The organism is Paenibacillus allorhizosphaerae, assembly GCF_042659105.1.
Lineage (GTDB): Bacteria > Bacillota > Bacilli > Paenibacillales > NBRC-103111 > Paenibacillus_G > Paenibacillus_G allorhizosphaerae.
Genome location: NZ_JBHSRV010000005.1, coordinates 357,099 through 373,026, shown reverse-complemented (window position 1 = coordinate 373,026; position 15,928 = coordinate 357,099). Strand labels below are relative to the sequence as shown.

The window sequence follows — 15,928 nt, the reverse complement described above, 5'->3', positions numbered from 1 at the left end:
CTCTCCTTTAGCCTCGGTCTTCCTTCAACCGGCCGATCACCATCGCTTGAACGGCTTCTTTCCTTGAGCGGATCGCTTCCATCCGTTCATTCGCCATATCTCGGAATCGTTGCCTTGTCTCCGAATTGCGGATGGCCGGTAAATTAATGTGCACGGTCAGCCACGCCGATTGCGCGGCGGCTTCGGCAAGAACGGCGCCGATGCCAAGATCGGACAGCACATTGGGATTGGCTCCTTCTTTCATCCCGTCGATTATTTGTAGTGTGTCAACGCAAAGACGAATCAATTCCAGCGGAATCTTCGTCGCTTGCTCCGCGGCTGCCGCAATCGCCTGCTTGCGCAGTTCCTTCTCTTCCGGTGATTGGTTCGGCAGTTTCAGCGCCTTCATGTAATGGCGGAACGAGTCCGCGTCTCCCGCCGCGACATGCTCACAGTCCGCTGCAACCGTATCCAGCCTGCGCGCCGCTTCCTTCATGCGCTCTTCCCATTCGCGGTATTTCGGACCGACGGACAGCTTCGCAGTCATCGCCCCCATGGCGGCTCCAAGCGCGCAAGCGACGGCGGCGACGCCGCCTCCGCCCGGCGTTGGCGCAGAGGAAGCTGCTGCCGTGAGAAAAGCGCCTATCGTTTGTTCAAACGGCCGATCCGCCTCAGAGATCCCGTGGGCCAGCTGACGCTCCATGCCGAGCATCAGATTATGGAACAGCATCATGGTCGTAACGCCTCCGACACCCCCGGGCACCGGACTCATTGCGGCAACGGCGTCTGCTGTTTCCACCGCCGTATCCCCTGTGATTCGCCCATCGTCTCCTTCGTTGATCCCTGCGTCCACGATGACAAGGCCGCTATGCGTCATATCCGGCGTTATAAGCCCCCTGCGACCCGCTGCGGCAAATAAAACATCCGCCTGCCGAATATGCCTCGCCAGATCCGGGGTGCGTGAATGGCACACCGTAACCGTCGCCTGCTCCCGGAGCAGCAGCTGCGCCAGAGGCTTTCCTACCGTCTCTCCCCGGCCGATGACGACCGCATGCTTCCCCGCAAGCTCGTAGCCGTAATGCTTCAGCAGCCGGATGCAGGCGAGCGGCGTCGCCGGGTAGATGCCGTCCGCGCCCGACTGCAGCGCCAGCTTGTTCACCGGCGTGACGCCGTCTACGTCCTTGAGCGGATCGATCGCCGCCGTCACGCTAGATGTATCGAGATGCGGCGGCAGCGGCAGCTCCACCATGATGCCGTGGACGGTCCGGTCGCCGTTCCATTGTGCAATGGCCCGCAGCAGCGCCGACTCCTGCACATCCGGCTCGAATTCGTGCAGCTCGAAACGGATGGCGAGCCGTTCGGCCGCCTTCCGTTTCGCTTCCGCGTAATAAGCCGAAGCCGGGTCCCCCTTGACCAGCAGTGTAACGATGCGCGGCTCATGCCCTCTCGCTTTCCAATCCTCCGCCTGCCTTGCAATGTCGGCCGCAAGCAAATCGGCCGGTTCCTTTCCTCTCATCCGCAATCCCATCCTGTGCGCCTCCTCTTTTTTCCTGAATCCATCATCGGAAAACAAAAAAAGTATTCGATTCCGAAGAACCAAATACTTTGCCCAGGCGACCGGCCGTTATCCCTTGCGCTCCCCGGTGGTGATCCACCTTTATCGCCAGTTGCGCACGAGTTCGTTGTTATCCCCATCATAGCGAAAAAAACGAATTTTGACAACATAGGTAATATAATAAGAAGGTCGAACCGTTCATTGAACTGGCAAAATTATGCGCGGCTGCAGCTACAAGATCCGCACGCCTTCCTTTAGCAATTTCATGTTGATATTCGAGTTTACCAGCAAGGGAAGCATTTCCATGCTGCTAACCATCGGGGACTGACACAGATGGCAGGTGGGTGCGTATGCAAAAGAAAAGTTGTCGCGCATCCAGCCTTTACAGCCTTCTTGTTCGCATGACCATATCATCGTATTTTCCTTTGGAACAGGCTCAGACGATCTTTTCTGAAAATACACGAATAACCCCTCCTTCTGATCTAAAAGAAAAACTGCCCTCAACACATTGTTAAGGGCAGTTTGATTTGGGCTATTACAGCTTTACAACATTTTCGGCTTGCGGGCCGCGGTTGCCTTGCACTACATTGAACTCTACGCGTTGGCCTTCATCCAGCGATTTGAACCCGTCGCCCGTGATGGCGCTGAAATGAACGAATACGTCATTGCCGCCTTCCACTTCGATAAAGCCGAAACCTTTCTCCGCATTAAACCATTTCACTGTACCTGTTTGCATTGTATTACCTCCAAATTTTATTTAACATGTACTTTTTATTCTTGAATCAAATAAAAAATTCACACATTGAAAAAGGCTCCATCGCACAAATGATACCCTTTGCAATATGTGAATTCAGGTTTCAAATATATGATAAGGTAATACTATCACACATATAAGCGAAAAGCAAATTGTTTTTTCATGTTTTTCGTAACCCAGACAGATCCCAAAAAAACAAGAACGCCGCAACCCGAGAGATTCCCCGGACAAGGCGCCATGTTCGCGTAACGTTTCTATGCTACGGGGACGTTCGCTTTCACGCCTTATCAGCTATATCCTGCGTATTTGCCTTGACTCGCCACATTATGTCCCATCATCCGCTTGGCTTAATAAAAATACGACCTTCTTCTCGTACGGGATCAGGTATGAACGTTCTACATACTGATGAATGTAGTACTCGTCTCTCGAAACGACGGATACTTTTTTATTCGATTCCGCATCCAGCGCGTTCAAGTCTTTATGAAGAAACAAGCAATTTTTATTGACGGTCATAAACAATCTAATTTGTCGCAATGTGTACGAGTGATCTACCAATAGTTCTTTCGGTACTTCGTTATAATTGTATACGACCATTCACGACACCTCCTTCCTGTATCCTTATTCAAGGGGACGAAAAAGTAGAACGAATAACTCTTTTTGTGCCGCAATGTTCGTTTATCTGATCTTAAATCTGAATTCCTTTTTATGAAAACAATTGCCGTCAATAAAAACGGCAACAGCGTCATGCTTTTTTATAACACCTCCGTAATCAATATACTGATTTCCGCGCCATACCGAGACCGGAATTTCCAAAAACATCGCATTGTCAAAATCGGCTGGGTCTACAAGCCATTCATTCTTTGTAAACATCAGCTTTCACCCTTAATATATTTTTACGACATTTTCAGCCTGGGGACCGCGTATGCTTTGCCCCACCGTAAACTGCACCTTTTGTCCTTCGACCAATGATTTGAATCCATCGCCGGTAATCGCGCTGGAGTGCACGAATATGTCGTTTCCTCCTCCGTCAACCTCTATAAAGCCAAAACCTTTTTCGTTATGAAACCATTTCACCGTACCTGTTTGCATATCGTATCCTCCCATGTTCGTTCTGCTTCACATATCGTAATAAAAAAAATCACACATAATAAAAAGTACCTTTCAGAAGACCGATACTCTTTATAACGTGTGATTTTCAGATACGCGAATATGATCCATTATAGCATCATTTTGGGAATAATCCAACGAAACAAAATTTGCTCAGCATCGTTTCCTGCCATTCCGAAAACCAAAGAGCCTTCTTCTTAAACTTTCCATAGCCGGAAAGGTTAAAAAGAAGGCTGGGTGCGGTTGATTCCTTAAACTGGATCCACAGCTTCGACTAATCGATCAGATTTGCAGCTCCCCAAGCTTGATCAGCTCTACTACTGCCTGCGAACGGCCTTTTACGTTTAGTTTCTGCATCACGTTCGAAATATGATTACGCACAGTTTTCTCGCTTATAAACAACTGCTGCGCGATATCTTTCGTCGTTTTGTCTTGTACCAGCAACTCGAAAACTTCGCGTTCGCGATTCGTCAATAGAAATTTGCTTTTATGTTCGCCCTTCAAGTGTCACCCCTCCTTGCCCGGGTTTTTATTTCAATACAAGGTCTAGGGATACAGTCAAAACATTTTATGAAAAGGCGGCGCCATTGGTGCTGTAAGTATGGGTCGTATATAAAAAATGGGCATCCGTCACGGATGCCCACTTCAGTAGCTCATGAAATTACTCCGCCGGCTTCCTTTCCGCTTTGACGGCGGAAAACCGTTTTACCACGATGAAGATAACGATGGCCGCAGCCGGAATCCATAGCAGCTTCAGCCCGTATCGGTAGACGACATCGGCAACGGCCGCCGCATGGCTGCCCGCCAAGCTGCCGGCGATGAAAAACAGCAGCGTCCATACGAATCCGGTCGTGTACGAGTAGAGGGCATACGTGCGGAAACGCATTTTGTTCACCCCGACGATATACGGCATCACATGCCGAACGACCGGGAAGAAATAGCTGACGACGAGCGCAAAGCTGCCGTATTTGGTGACAAGCTGTTCGCATCGATGAATGTATTTGACCATGTTCTTCTTCCGCTTCAGCTTCTCCATGGCGGGCGTGCCGATAAACCGGCCCAGCACATAGCCTAGCGAAAGCCCTGAAGCGACGCCGAGATAAGTTAATAGAAACGCGGGCACCGGCTTGAGAAGTCCGCTTGCGGCGATCGCACCGCCCGTCATTACAATGCCTTCATCCGGAATCGGCATCCCTACGATACCAAGCCATAAAGCGAAAAACAACGCGGCATAGCCGTATTGTCCGATCATCGAAAGCAGCATATCGTTTATCATTAAACTTTTCCCCTTTATATGACGAAAATAATGAAAACAATGAAAATATTGAAAGAATGCTCGCGTGTATAGGATTCAGTCTTACCTCTTAGCATAACCTAAAAATGTTCGGAACAAGTACTATTAATTCTAAAGTTTTTCTTAATATTATGAAAACAGGCTTTTTGCCTAATTTGCGATCCAAGTGCGTGTGCACTCGAGAAAAGGGCAAAAAATCCCGGCCGATAGAATGGCCGGGATTGCGGTATATCGATTATTTGCCGATAAACTGCTGCGTGAGCATTTGGCCGCAGGGACCGCCGTCTGCGATCCCGATGCCGATATGCGTAAAGTCTTTGCTCAGGATGTTGGCCCGATGCCCGGACGAATTCATCAGTGCGTTGTGAGCCGCTTGGGCGTTCTGATTGCACGCGATGTTCTCGCCTGCCGTCCTGTAGCGTATCCCGAACCGCTTCATCATATCAAACGGAGAGCCGTATGTCGGAGACTGGTGCGAGAAATAGTTTTTGTCCACCATATCCTGACTTTTGAGCCGAGCCACTTTGGATAGCTCCCCATCGAAGGCAAGCTCCGGCAGCCCGGCTGCCGCGCGCGCTTTATTCACGAGGTCGATCATTTGCCGCTCTTCCGCGGACAGCTCCGGGCCCGTTTCCGGCGTCGGGGCAGGGGGCGGGGGCGGCGTAGGATTCGGCGTCGGCACAGGATTCGGTGCCGGCGCAGGGCTCGGCGTCGGGCCAGGGTTTGGTGTAGGCACAGGGCTTGGTGTCGGACCACGATTTGGCGTCGGTTGAGGCGCCGGCTGCTTCGGAATTTTCAAGTTGCCGTACGCCCACAAAATCGACTGCAGCGTTTGACTGTCCACCGCTCCGGTTACTGGAAGCCCGTAAGCTTTCTGGAACTGCTTCACGCCGTTTTCCGTCGAAGAGCCGTAGTACCCGGTAATGCTGCCCTGGAAATATCCAAGCGACTTCAGCATCCCTTGAACGGCGTAGACGTCCGGGCCTTGGGTGCCTTTGCCGAACGCAAAAGCGTAAGCGGAAAACATCAGACTTACGATGAGGCAAACAACCAGCAGCATCGTTGTTTTTCTTTTACGAAAGCTTTGCAGCATGCGGTTCAATTCCTCCCAAAGGTATGCAATTGAATTTCATTATCCAATTCCATGTTCCCCCGTGCCGGGCAATTTTATGAAACGAACCCATTATGCTGCATTGCCGGAGCCTTCCGAGCAATTTCGCCCATAATTGCACTTCCTTATTATTTTCGCTTGTTTTTTGCCGAGATCGCAACGATCAGGGAAACCACGCCCAGCGCGAGCGACACGATGGACAAGTACAACGGCACCGATGAGGACGGCGCCCCGCCCGTTTCCGGATGACCGGTCTGTGCACCGGCGGTTCCCGGAGCCGCAGTCATGTTGCCGTGGCTGTCGGCTGACGCGCCGGCCGGTTTCGGGTTCACCTTCGTGACGGAAGCAGGCTTGTCGGAGCCTTGGGCGCCGACCCATTCGACGACGCTGCCGTCCTTGTAGGTTTGATACGCCTTCCAAGAGATCGAAGCTGCGTTATCTGCTACTTTGCCCTGCATGTAAAACTCTGCGAATTCCGTTGCACCAAGCCCTTCGCCGGTCGCCGTCCAGATCACGCCGGTAATTTTGCCGTTGGCGTCCTTGCTCAAATCGTATTTCCAGCCCGGCTTCGGTTCAAAGCGGGAGACGGATACGGCGTCCAGCGGAAACTTCACTTCCACCTTTACCGTCGGAATGTCTTTTTCGTTCGGTACGCGGACGGCAAACTTCTCATATGCCCCTTGCGTCGACTCATTCGGCAGCACCGTCACATGCGCGCTTGCCAGCGTGGCCCCCAGCATCGAAATTAAAAAAATGGCACAAAATAATACGGATATTTTTCTCATCGTCTTTCCTGCCTTTCAGCGGTCATTATCTCCATTAACAATGTACCGTAATCCGCTGGATAAGCAACATGACTCGATCGGGCTATTTTCCCCCCGGTTTATGGCTGATCTGTGTCAAGCCGTGACGTACGGCATAAGCGGTAAGCTGCACCCGATTGTCGAGCTCGAGTTTGGCAAGAATATTTTTAATATGATTTTTTACCGTGTTCTCGGTAATGACAAGCGTTTCCGCAATTTGCCGATTGCTTTGGCCGCTGGAGACGCAGGACAAAATCTCGCATTCCCTGGGCGACAGCACGACTGGGCCTATTTCCGACACAGGAGGTTCATGAGCCGTGCGAAACGATTGCAGCAGACGATCGGCCATGCGCCGGGAAATTTCGCTGTCTTCGTCCAGCAGCCCCTGCAGGTAGGTGATCCAATCGTCCGGGTCCATGTTTTTCAGCAGGTAGCCCTGGGCCCCGTACCGGATGGCCGTGAATAAGTCAGCCGCATCGTCCGATACCGTCAGGATGACGACGCGGATATGTGGATAAATCTGTTTGATGCGACGGGTCGCCTCCAAACCGTTCATGTCCTGCATGCGGATATCCATCAGCACCAAATCCGGCAGCAGCTCTCCGCACAGCCGGATGGCATCGGCCCCGCTTCCGGCCTCTCCGACCCATTCGAAGCTGTCCACCCCTTCGATTAACGAACGAACCGCCTTACGTGCAAGCGGATGATCGTCAGCTACGAGCACTCTTGATTTCATCGGCTGCCCCTTTCTTTATCGGTCCCGTCACGGTCAATTCCATGCCATGCTCCCGGGAAGAGTGAATGTCTAGCGTGGCGCCGAGCTCCTCAGCCCACTTCCGAATCATCGAGAGACCGTACCGGCCGCCCGTTTCCGGTAATGACTCCCCGCTCAAGCCCGCACCATTATCTCGAATGTACAGACGCCAGCCGCCCTCGTCATCCGTCTTCCCCAGCTCAATCATCGCCTGATCGGCCATGGAATGCTTGCGGATATTCGTGAACGCTTCGCGGATGATGGAGAACAGAGGCACCTCCGTGGATGGTGCGAGACTTTCGGCCGATTCGGAGATGCGGCTTTCGACGGCGATGCCGCTGAGCGCGCTCCATTCTTTCAGCCAGGCGCGAAGGCGGGCGGCGAAATTCTCGCCCTCCTCCGGCGGTGTGCGCAGGTTGAAGATCGCCTGCCGCAAGTGCAGGTCGATTTCCGTTACCGCCGAACGCGCCTCGTCGATCTGGCCTTTTTTTAACTGAACGTTCAAAAAGAATAAAATTTGCGCAATATTATCGTGCAGCTCCTGCGCAAGACGTTCCCGCTCCTCGTATACGGCGCGCTTTGCCTGCTCCTTGGACAACCGGGCGTTCATCGTTCGGATCCGGCCGAACATCCACGTCGTAAATAAAAACGACAGAAGCAGCGTCAACAGCGTAATGTACAAATTTCCGGTTTCCATGGACAGCTCATGCAGTAAAAAATCGTGGCGAAAATATTCAAATCCTCCAATCAGCGTCGGAGGAAGAAGAATAGATAAAATTTTTAACGTGCGCATCGACACATAGGTCGGTCCTGCGCTCGGTTTACGTTTCACCGGCAATCCCGCCTTCCCCAAGCTTTGTTGTCTTATTATACAACGACCACCAAAATAAACGCACCCTTTGCAGTACGGAGAAACGCATGCATCCACATCCATACATTGACAGAAGCAGCAAGTTGGTGTAAGTTTATTTTAGTACTTGGTACTAATACTTAGTATTAAATCTTAGTAATAATCTCATCAAATCTTTTAATTATGAGGTGATCTCCTGTGACAAACGCTGCAACATCCGCTTCCCGATCCCGCATTACCGCTATCGGCACGTACGTGCCGGAACGTAAGCTGACGAACGACGATCTGGCGAAAATGGTCGATACGAGCGACGAATGGATCGTCCCGCGCACAGGCATCCGCGAACGCCGCATCAGCGAAGATGAGGAGTATACGAGCCATCTGTGCATCAAAGCGGTGCAAAATTTGCTCGACCGCTACAATACTACCGTGGGCGATGTAGACTTGCTGCTTGTCTGTACCAGCACGCCCGACTTCACATTTCCTGGCACCGCTTGTTTGGTGCAGGCGCATTTCGGTATCACGCAGACGACCTCAATGGATCTCAGCGCGGCTTGTGCCGGCTTTGTGTACGGGCTGCATCTGGCCGACGGCATGGTATCTTCCGGTCTCCACCGCAAAGTGCTCATTATCGGCGCGGAGACGCTCTCTAAAATAACGGACTACACCGATCGCACCACCTGCATCTTATTCGGGGACGGCGCGGGTGCGGTGCTGGTGGAGCGGGATGATTCCGCAGCGCAGCAGCCTTCCTTCCTCGCTTATACCGGAGGAACCGACGGCAGCGGAGGCGTGCATCTGTACAAAACGTTCACCGCCTCTTCGCTGAACGGCATCCGGCTTCACGACAGCGAAAAACTGGTACAGAACGGCCGTGAAGTGTATAAATTCGCCGTGCAGACCGTTCCAAAGGGCGTAGCGGAGCTGACGGAGATGGCCGGTATCGAGGCGTCCGACGTCGACTGGTTCATTCCGCACAGCGCCAATCTGCGGATTATCGAATCGGTTTGCGAGAAGACCGGCATCCCGCTGGAACGGACGCTTCATACCATCGAACGGTACGGCAATACGTCGGCGGCGACCATTCCTCTGGCGCTCGACCAGGGCATCCGGGAAGGACGCATCAAGGAAGGCGACACCGTGCTGCTGTTTGGCTTCGGGAGCGGCTTTGTTTACGGCGGGCTGCTGCTGAACTGGAGGACGCTAGCGTAAATTACGGTTGACGCACGCAGCAATCCTGTTTACTCGCAAGCGGACAATCAGCAGTTGAACTGGGCTCATGTCATGGCACTTGATTCGCTTCCCTGCATATAGATATGTAGAGATATCTTTATGAAGGAGGTCTGTAGGTGGAGCGTCAGGTTACCAGAATCATCGAACATATGGCCTCTTCTCATTGGAATATGACACGGATTATCGAGGCCAACCGTCAAATCGTCAACCACATGGCGCAAATGACAACCGACATCCCCAAGGAAGACCCGAGCTTCGGCAGTATCGACATGCTGACGGAATGTACGCTCAGCGTCAACCGGATCGTCGCATCCTATTTGGTCGGTTTGGCGGACCTGGAAGATGCCATAGCAGATAATTTGCTCATGGTTATGAAAGAGGTTGTTGTTCCGAATGATGGAGAATAGTATATGGATGACGGAAATGAGGGTATGACATGAGCAGATCCGCCTCTTATAATAAAATGTTGCGGTCGATACAAGAGTTTCAGCATAACATTGCCTTGATCTTGGATGCGCAGGCGTTCGAAGCCGCCCGCTCCAAGCACTGGGTGTGCAATCATTTGGATTCATCCCATTTTATGAATCATTACGAGCAGGTAAGAAGAACCGGAGAAATCCATAATCAGCTGCTCGAAGTGATTAACGGCTTGACGCGAATGGAGCAAGCGCTCGCCAAAAATCTCCAGGCGCTGCTTACCGAGCCGGAACCGGTAGCCCCGGAAGCGGCAGGAGGCACGGAGAACTTCGGAGACATGATGTCACTCGGGGGAACCAACGATGCATCCGGCTGATGAAACGACACGCGCCAAGCTTCATATTTTGAACTCTCTGGCCCGAAGCCAGCGCGCCTTGGCCAAAATCATCGAGGTTATGGCCGAATCCGCGGAAAGCACGAACGCCGGCAAAACGCTGATCGAGCAAATCGATGCCATCAGCCGGTACCAACGCCAAATCGCTGTCAAAATGATCGGCATCCGGATTCGCCGCAAAACGTTCGGGCTGCCGGGAAAGCCCTGGATCCATCCCATGGTGGCAGCAGGGTGTGCGGCGAACCGCCGGCACGGCTCCGACAGCGATACGAGAGAAGTCGATCCAACGGAAGCTTAATGGAAACGGAGCTAACCATCTCCGTTTTTTTTTGCTGCCGAGCGCAGCGCACATACTTTGGCCAGGCTCGTCCTTCGGCGCTCGAAAAAATCCTCCTCACGTTATGCTGAGGAAGATTTTTTTTGACTTTGCCGGAGGTCGTTACGGCAGCGCAGGTTCCGCTCCCGGGCGGTCTGCGGGCACGGCACCGGACTCCCCTGCCGTGCCCTTCGCGGCGACCGCCGCGTTCTGCGCCCGCCGGTTCATCCGCTCCCGCGCTTTGATTTGACGGTTGAGATACGCGGCATACTTCACCGGAGTCGCAAAGGTAGCCCGCCATTTCTCCCTTTCCCCCGCAATTTGGAATGTGATCCGCAAATCCCGGAAATTCACCTCGATGAGCCACGGATGCTGCGCCTCATCGATGGCGATGTCCAGTCCCAGATCGGCAATGTGAGGCAGTTCTTCATCCAGCGTGGATGCGATACGGAGCGCCATTCTGGCGATTTTCTGCTCGACGCCTGCCGCGTTCCAGCCCCAATGCTCGAACAACTCGGACGCTTTCAGCGAGTCTCCTCCGCAGTGAATATTGGTGACGATGGCTCCCTTTCTCGCCACTTTTCCCACCATGCCGGTATACTGCCAAACGCCGCTGCCGTTCTTTTGCACCGATACCCGGAAATCGACCGGGCTGTCCTTGTACTTCATCATCGCAATTCCCTGCTGCACCAAGTAATTTTGTTTCTTCGCTTTGACGATGTTGACGAGCTGGTGAATCCCTACTTTTTTCCGCTTCGTCCGCCCGAGCATGTTGATTTCCGCAATCATGTCCTCGTTCTCTTTGCGGACGCGAATAATTCCATTCCCGACGGACGAGGTGCGCGGCTTCAAAAACAGACATGCGTTTTGATCCAAAAGCTGTTTCACCGAATCGTAGGTCACATCGTCGGTCATCGGCAGATGCGGCAGCAGCAATTCGTTTTCGGATAAAATGCGATGAATTCTCAGTTTGGAAACGACATTATGCTGGTTGAAAATGACTTTTCCCATCTGTTTCAAACGCAAGATCGCCCTTTTGACGTACAGGAGATTCGTTCTCGTTCGATTGATGATGACAGCGGGCAGCGGCCTCTCCACTCGAGCGGTTCCCGTCCAGCCCAGCACCGTGTTTTTGCTCCAATGGATATCAAACAGCGAAAAGAAAATGATTTCTTCTCCCTCTTTGCGGGCTGCTGCGATGTAAAAGGCCGGCTTCTCAAAGCTGCTTTGACCGCTCATGAGCCGCTTCAGGAGCGAGGGCGGATATAGTATTCCGATCATCGCATAACCTCCGTTCAAAAATTACGGATTTTGGTTTTCATAAAGCGCGGTAATATAACTCCATTGCTCCCCCAAGCCTTGGTCCAGCGAAACCTTCGGTTGATATCCAAGCTCCGCGCTTGCCAGCGCAATATCGGCTCTGGTTGCGAACGGGTCTCCCGGCTGTTCCGGCGAATACGTGATGTTCAGCGGTTTCCCGGCAAGCCGTTCGATTTTTTGCACCACTTCATTGATTGACGCCGTTTCGGTGCCGCCGATATTAAACACCGTGCCGTGCTTGGCATAGTGCATCGCTTTGATATTGGCGTCAACCAAGTCGCTTACATACGTATAGTCGCGCGTTTGTTCTCCGTTGCCGTATATCAACAGCGGCTGTCCCAGCCACGCGTTCCTCATAAAACGATGAAAGCCCATGTCCGGGCGCTGCCTCGGCCCGTACACGGTAAAATATCGTAACGCTGTATACGGAACCCCGTATTGTTTATGGTAAAGATAGCAAAGCTGCTCTCCTGCCAGTTTCGTTAACCCGTATGGGGAGATGGGTTGTGTCGGCGATGACTCGGAATTATATTGCCCGCCTCCTCCGCCATAGACGGAGGAGGATGAAGCGAAGACCAGCTTTTTGAGCCTGGAAGCTTGCTTGCACGCTTCGAGAATTTTTTGCGTAAGCAAAATGTTTGCCTGCAAGTAATCGGCGAAAGTCTTTCCCCAGCTGTTGCGGACGCCGGCCAGACCCGCCAGATGAAACACGATATCGGCCTTGTCAATCTCGCGGTCCAAATCCATGCCGAGCAGGTCGGCGGGCTGCCATTCAAAGTTCGGATGCGCCAGCACGTTTTTCAAGTTGTCTTCCTTGATCTTCAGAGCAGACGCCGGTTGTAGCTGGTCAATGCCTTTCACGAGATGACCCTGACTGAGCAATGCTTCACATAAATGCGACCCGATAAAACCCGCCGCCCCGGTAACCACAATGTTCATGTCGTTTCACCTCTGGCGATGCCCGTGAAATGCCAGCCTTTGCTGCGCATTTCCACAGGATCGAGATAGTTGCGTCCGTCGAAGAAGTAGGTGCTTTCGGCGATTTGCGCCCATTCTTCCCACGGATAGTCGGCAAATTGCGGCCAAGGGGTCGCGAGCACAACCGCATGAGCGCCCGCAACCGCTTCCCGGGCATCCGTCAACACGCCCACTCTCGACAACTGCGTGCGATCGAATCCTTTGCTCCAATGAATTTGCTCCAAAGAAGCAACCGTCGGATCGATGACGCGGATTTCCTGCACGCCCCGACCTAATAATTGCTCGATCATCTTGATGCCCGGAGATTCCCGTTGATCGTCCGTATTTTCCTTAAAAGCGACGCCCAGCACGGCGATCCGTTTGCCCTCCAACGGAAGGATCGATTGCATCTTATCGGCAAACCAGGCGATTTGCGAATCGTTAATTCGCTTGACCTGACGGAGCAAGTGCAATTCCGTCTTCTGCTGGCTGCCGAAGTAAAGCAGTTCGTCGACATCCTTCGGAAAGCAGGAGCCGCCGTACCCGATCCCGGCATACAAGTGGTGTGGCGATATGCGAGGATCCATACCCATTCCTTTGGCTACCCCTCGTATATCCGCCCCTACCCGGTCGGCCAACCTGGCGATTTCGTTAATGAACGAAATTTTGGCGGCCAGGAAACCGTTTGAGGCGTATTTGATCATTTCAGCCGTTTCATAGTTGCAGACGAGATAAGTTGTTTGCAACGATTCGTACAGCTTCTTCACTTGTTCCATCGCGGACTCGTTCTCCCCGCCGATCACCGTTCTGGACGGATGGAGCGAATCGTACAGCGCTTCGCCCTCCCGTAAAAATTCCGGGTTCGATATGACCTCAACCGGATATTTCTGCGTATCGATGATATCCGAGAGCCGCTGCTTCATCCAGCGATTCGTGCCGATCGGCACCGTACTTTTCGTGACAACGATTTTCGGTCCATCGATATGCGCTGCGATCGTATCCAACACTTGACGCAAATACGTTAGGTCGGCGCCGCCGTTTGGCATCGATGGTGTCCCGACCGAAATCATCAAGATTTCGCTTTCCGTCACGGCGCTCCGGCTGTCGGAAGTGAACGTAATTCGCCCGCTTCCGAGCAGGTCCCGGAGCATCTGGTCCAGTCCGGGTTCCGTAAACGGCAGCTCACCGTCATTCAGCCTCTCGACTTTGCCGGCGTCGATATCATAACCGATTACTTGATGTCCAAGACCGGCGAGTACGAGAGCCGTTGTCGTACCGACGTATCCCGAACCGACGACAGTAACTTTCAAGTCTCTCTCTCCTTTGCAATAACGTCGTGTCCGGCCGCACTCAATCGGAAGACGGAGGGACGGTGCCCGGATCTTCCGTTTCGTCGGACCGCTCTGCGGATATTTGCGCTTCCGCTTCTACCGAAGGCTTCTCCGGTATTCGCTTGCCGCCGTCACGCTTCGGACTCCATGCCCGGACTTTCGGGTTCCCTTTGATCATAAATATTGCGGATTTGCCGAAGTCAACAGCAACCCTTCCCTGCTTTTCCGCCAGCTTTTGCGCCAAAATGACGGCGTTGACGCCTGCGGAAATAAAGACGATATCGCATTCCACCGATTTCATCTTTTGCACCACCGCAGGTATTTCTTCATAGCGGTCGATCCGGATCGTTTTAACGATCTCGATGTCGAAATCGCCGTATTTTTTCCCGACCAACCGCTTGAACTGATTGGCCCACCGGGAAATGACGACGACGCGTTTGCCTCGCAGCATTTCCCAAAATTGCAAGTACTCGACCATGTGCCGGTTAATAAACGTATGGCAAAGCTTGGCGGGCTCGATATCGAATCTGCCGAAGCAGGCATCTGTCAAAGGACGCAAATATTGATGCTGCTCCGCCAATATTTCCTTATCGTTTCGGTAAGGTATGCCGACAATGTCCGCTTTTTTGATCGATTTGATCAAACTGTCGCGCAGCTCGATATTCGGCAGGCGAACCCCTTTCCAATTCGTGCTGCGCGACAATCTGGCCCAGCGTGTAGCAAGAACTTTCCGTATCGGCCACACCTTATATTGGGCCAGGCAGAGATTCTCCCCGTCACCGACACGGACAACGGAGAGAGGCTTTTTCTGTTCCATGGCCTTTTCGATCTCCTCAATCACTTCCAAAGTCGACAACCAGTTTTGCTGGTCTCTGCCCATCGCTGTTCCCCGCTATTCTATCGTTTTTTAACGTCTTCTGACGATCCGGCCTACTTTCAGCCGGCCTTTCTTCCAGACGAACTTCGCTTTATACCGGTTGCCCCAACGTTTTAAAGCGGTTTTGTACAGGTACTTGGTTACTTTGGCGTATTTCTTCCGGTTTTGAATCCTCGAATTGTTGTTCTTGTGCCGCAACCGGTTATATAACGCTTTGTGCGCCGCTTTGAATTTATAGCGTCCCGCCAGCTTAAGCAAAATTTGCCTGTCTTCGGCAAAGCGGCCGCCTTGGGGCACCTTCGTGGACCAGCCTCCGACGCTGCGGAGCGCCTGGGTCCGGTAAAACCGCGGATAGATCATCGGGTGGAACGTAATAAAGTCGTATTTGCCGTGAATTTGACGCTTGACCTTCGTGCCTTTATATCTCGGCCTGCCTTTCTTCAATTTCCATACTTTCTCGTTTCCATAAACGACAGCGACTTTGCGGCTCGACTTCCTCATCTTTTTCAGGCAGGTCGCCAGCGTACGGCGCTCATACCAGTCATCCGCATCCAGCTGCGAAAAATATTTGGTTTTGACCATGGATAAGGCGCGATTCAGCGTTGCGGACACACCCCGGTTCTTTCTGCGTCTGACGTAGCGAATTCGGGGATCTTTCAAGAACGGTTTGACGACTTTCGCCGTTTTGTCGGTAGAACCGTCATCCAAGATGAGCAACCTCCAACGGCCGGTTGTTTGGCGTAAGATGCTCTTGATCCCCCGTTTGATGAATTTGGCGCGGTTGTAGGTCGGAATCACGACGGTAACCAAAGGCGATTTTCTACCCGATTTTTTTCCCGAAATCCGAGCTCTGGCCTGCCCTTCGGTTTGATCCAT

The 15,928-nt window shown here is 52.6% G+C and carries 21 protein-coding genes and 1 riboswitch; of the genes, 4 read left to right on the top strand and 17 right to left on the bottom strand.

Translation table 11 applies throughout. The features are described from left to right. Nucleotides 1–7: 7 nt before the first annotated feature. The 12 genes from ACFQI7_RS20720 to ACFQI7_RS20665 all read right to left on the bottom strand — a co-directional run bounded on the left by ACFQI7_RS20720 (nucleotide 8) and on the right by ACFQI7_RS20665 (nucleotide 8,189). A complete protein-coding gene (locus ACFQI7_RS20720) occupies nucleotides 8–1,507 on the bottom strand; it encodes a cyclodeaminase/cyclohydrolase family protein (protein WP_218100372.1) in 1,500 nt (499 codons plus the stop codon). A gap of 72 nt (nucleotides 1,508–1,579) precedes the next feature. Then, nucleotides 1,580–1,660: riboswitch (ZMP/ZTP riboswitch) on the bottom strand. 105 nt (nucleotides 1,661–1,765) lie between these two features. Then, nucleotides 1,766–1,996: a cold-shock protein gene (locus ACFQI7_RS20715; RefSeq protein WP_218100371.1), complete on the bottom strand. Its 231-nt coding sequence runs from the start codon at nucleotides 1,994–1,996 to the stop codon at nucleotides 1,766–1,768. A gap of 73 nt (nucleotides 1,997–2,069) precedes the next feature. After that, the gene (locus ACFQI7_RS20710) at nucleotides 2,070–2,270 is read right to left on the bottom strand and encodes a cold-shock protein (protein ID WP_054796919.1); all 201 of its coding nucleotides are present in this window, start codon (nucleotides 2,268–2,270) and stop codon (nucleotides 2,070–2,072) included. 342 nt (nucleotides 2,271–2,612) lie between these two features. Beyond that, complete coding sequence (locus ACFQI7_RS20705; RefSeq protein WP_218100370.1) at nucleotides 2,613–2,882, bottom strand: hypothetical protein; 270 nt, start codon at nucleotides 2,880–2,882, stop codon at nucleotides 2,613–2,615. Between the two features lie 81 nt (nucleotides 2,883–2,963). After that, nucleotides 2,964–3,158: a hypothetical protein gene (locus ACFQI7_RS20700; protein ID WP_218100369.1), complete on the bottom strand. Its 195-nt coding sequence runs from the start codon at nucleotides 3,156–3,158 to the stop codon at nucleotides 2,964–2,966. A 12-nt stretch (nucleotides 3,159–3,170) separates the two neighbouring features. After that, the gene (locus ACFQI7_RS20695) at nucleotides 3,171–3,377 is read right to left on the bottom strand and encodes a cold-shock protein (RefSeq protein ID WP_218100368.1); all 207 of its coding nucleotides are present in this window, start codon (nucleotides 3,375–3,377) and stop codon (nucleotides 3,171–3,173) included. Nucleotides 3,378–3,677: 300 nt separating this feature from the next. Then, nucleotides 3,678–3,899, bottom strand: a complete 222-nt coding sequence (locus tag ACFQI7_RS20690) for a helix-turn-helix domain-containing protein (RefSeq protein WP_218092967.1) — start codon at nucleotides 3,897–3,899, stop codon at nucleotides 3,678–3,680. Between the two features lie 157 nt (nucleotides 3,900–4,056). Continuing rightward, nucleotides 4,057–4,671, bottom strand: a complete 615-nt coding sequence (locus tag ACFQI7_RS20685) for a DedA family protein (RefSeq protein ID WP_218100359.1) — start codon at nucleotides 4,669–4,671, stop codon at nucleotides 4,057–4,059. Nucleotides 4,672–4,924: 253 nt separating this feature from the next. Continuing rightward, nucleotides 4,925–5,782 carry a peptidoglycan-binding protein gene (locus ACFQI7_RS20680; protein ID WP_218100358.1) on the bottom strand — a complete coding sequence of 286 codons (858 nt, stop codon included), beginning with the start codon at nucleotides 5,780–5,782 and terminating at the stop codon, nucleotides 4,925–4,927. Nucleotides 5,783–5,928: 146 nt separating this feature from the next. Further along, nucleotides 5,929–6,585 (bottom strand): YcnI family copper-binding membrane protein, encoded by a 657-nt coding sequence (locus tag ACFQI7_RS20675; protein WP_218100357.1) that lies wholly within the window; start codon nucleotides 6,583–6,585, stop codon nucleotides 5,929–5,931. A gap of 82 nt (nucleotides 6,586–6,667) precedes the next feature. Further along, entirely contained in the window at nucleotides 6,668–7,339 is a 672-nt protein-coding gene (locus tag ACFQI7_RS20670) for a response regulator (RefSeq protein ID WP_218100356.1), read from the bottom strand. Next, nucleotides 7,314–8,189 carry a sensor histidine kinase gene (locus ACFQI7_RS20665; RefSeq protein WP_329958248.1) on the bottom strand — a complete coding sequence of 292 codons (876 nt, stop codon included), beginning with the start codon at nucleotides 8,187–8,189 and terminating at the stop codon, nucleotides 7,314–7,316. Before ACFQI7_RS20665 ends, ACFQI7_RS20670 begins: the two co-directional genes overlap by 26 nt. 216 nt (nucleotides 8,190–8,405) lie before the next feature. Between ACFQI7_RS20665 and ACFQI7_RS20660 the strand changes: the two genes are divergently transcribed. The 4 genes from ACFQI7_RS20660 (at nucleotide 8,406) to ACFQI7_RS20645 (ending at nucleotide 10,549) form a co-directional block, all read left to right on the top strand. Continuing rightward, a complete protein-coding gene (locus ACFQI7_RS20660) occupies nucleotides 8,406–9,419 on the top strand; it encodes a ketoacyl-ACP synthase III (RefSeq protein ID WP_218100355.1) in 1,014 nt (337 codons plus the stop codon). Nucleotides 9,420–9,556: 137 nt separating this feature from the next. Continuing rightward, a complete protein-coding gene (locus tag ACFQI7_RS20655; RefSeq protein ID WP_218100354.1) occupies nucleotides 9,557–9,847 on the top strand; it encodes a nucleoside-diphosphate sugar epimerase in 291 nt (96 codons plus the stop codon). 29 nt (nucleotides 9,848–9,876) lie between these two features. Continuing rightward, nucleotides 9,877–10,233, top strand: coding sequence for a hypothetical protein (locus tag ACFQI7_RS20650; RefSeq protein WP_218100353.1), 357 nt, complete (start codon nucleotides 9,877–9,879; stop codon nucleotides 10,231–10,233). Then, a complete protein-coding gene (locus ACFQI7_RS20645; protein WP_218100352.1) occupies nucleotides 10,220–10,549 on the top strand; it encodes a hypothetical protein in 330 nt (109 codons plus the stop codon). The genes ACFQI7_RS20650 and ACFQI7_RS20645 overlap by 14 nt, the downstream gene beginning before the upstream one ends. Before the next feature lie 141 nt (nucleotides 10,550–10,690). On the opposite strand, the gene ACFQI7_RS20640 is transcribed toward ACFQI7_RS20645, so the two are convergent. Genes ACFQI7_RS20640 through ACFQI7_RS20620 form a run of 5 tightly spaced genes read right to left on the bottom strand, consistent with a single transcriptional unit; the run spans nucleotide 10,691 to nucleotide 15,928 of the window. Continuing rightward, nucleotides 10,691–11,848, bottom strand: a complete 1,158-nt coding sequence (locus ACFQI7_RS20640; protein ID WP_218100351.1) for a YheC/YheD family endospore coat-associated protein — start codon at nucleotides 11,846–11,848, stop codon at nucleotides 10,691–10,693. Nucleotides 11,849–11,869: 21 nt separating this feature from the next. Further along, on the bottom strand, nucleotides 11,870–12,826 hold the full coding sequence (locus ACFQI7_RS20635; RefSeq protein ID WP_218100350.1) for an NAD-dependent epimerase/dehydratase family protein: 957 nt from the start codon (nucleotides 12,824–12,826) through the stop codon (nucleotides 11,870–11,872). After that, the gene (locus ACFQI7_RS20630) at nucleotides 12,823–14,154 is read right to left on the bottom strand and encodes a UDP-glucose dehydrogenase family protein (protein ID WP_218100349.1); all 1,332 of its coding nucleotides are present in this window, start codon (nucleotides 14,152–14,154) and stop codon (nucleotides 12,823–12,825) included. The genes ACFQI7_RS20635 and ACFQI7_RS20630 overlap by 4 nt, the downstream gene beginning before the upstream one ends. A 40-nt stretch (nucleotides 14,155–14,194) precedes the next feature. Then, entirely contained in the window at nucleotides 14,195–15,055 is an 861-nt protein-coding gene (locus ACFQI7_RS20625; protein ID WP_268966835.1) for a GT-D fold domain-containing protein, read from the bottom strand. Nucleotides 15,056–15,082: 27 nt separating this feature from the next. Beyond that, nucleotides 15,083–15,928: a glycosyltransferase family 2 protein gene (locus tag ACFQI7_RS20620; protein ID WP_218100347.1), complete on the bottom strand. Its 846-nt coding sequence runs from the start codon at nucleotides 15,926–15,928 to the stop codon at nucleotides 15,083–15,085.

Coding starts and splice junctions, on each gene's coding strand:
- ACFQI7_RS20720 (WP_218100372.1), bottom strand. CDS start 1,507: ATGGGATTGCGGATGAGAGGAAAGGAACCGGCCGATTTGCTTGCGGCC.
- ACFQI7_RS20710 (WP_054796919.1), bottom strand. CDS start 2,270: ATGCAAACAGGTACAGTGAAATGGTTTAATGCGGAGAAAGGTTTCGGC.
- ACFQI7_RS20705 (WP_218100370.1), bottom strand. CDS start 2,882: ATGGTCGTATACAATTATAACGAAGTACCGAAAGAACTATTGGTAGAT.
- ACFQI7_RS20700 (WP_218100369.1), bottom strand. CDS start 3,158: ATGTTTACAAAGAATGAATGGCTTGTAGACCCAGCCGATTTTGACAAT.
- ACFQI7_RS20695 (WP_218100368.1), bottom strand. CDS start 3,377: ATGCAAACAGGTACGGTGAAATGGTTTCATAACGAAAAAGGTTTTGGC.
- ACFQI7_RS20685 (WP_218100359.1), bottom strand. CDS start 4,671: ATGATAAACGATATGCTGCTTTCGATGATCGGACAATACGGCTATGCC.
- ACFQI7_RS20680 (WP_218100358.1), bottom strand. CDS start 5,782: ATGCTGCAAAGCTTTCGTAAAAGAAAAACAACGATGCTGCTGGTTGTT.
- ACFQI7_RS20675 (WP_218100357.1), bottom strand. CDS start 6,585: ATGAGAAAAATATCCGTATTATTTTGTGCCATTTTTTTAATTTCGATG.
- ACFQI7_RS20670 (WP_218100356.1), bottom strand. CDS start 7,339: ATGAAATCAAGAGTGCTCGTAGCTGACGATCATCCGCTTGCACGTAAG.
- ACFQI7_RS20650 (WP_218100353.1), top strand. CDS start 9,877: ATGAGCAGATCCGCCTCTTATAATAAAATGTTGCGGTCGATACAAGAG.
- ACFQI7_RS20645 (WP_218100352.1), top strand. CDS start 10,220: ATGCATCCGGCTGATGAAACGACACGCGCCAAGCTTCATATTTTGAAC.
- ACFQI7_RS20640 (WP_218100351.1), bottom strand. CDS start 11,848: ATGATCGGAATACTATATCCGCCCTCGCTCCTGAAGCGGCTCATGAGC.
- ACFQI7_RS20635 (WP_218100350.1), bottom strand. CDS start 12,826: ATGAACATTGTGGTTACCGGGGCGGCGGGTTTTATCGGGTCGCATTTA.
- ACFQI7_RS20625 (WP_268966835.1), bottom strand. CDS start 15,055: ATGGGCAGAGACCAGCAAAACTGGTTGTCGACTTTGGAAGTGATTGAG.
- ACFQI7_RS20620 (WP_218100347.1), bottom strand. CDS start 15,928: ATGGATCAAACCGAAGGGCAGGCCAGAGCTCGGATTTCGGGAAAAAAA.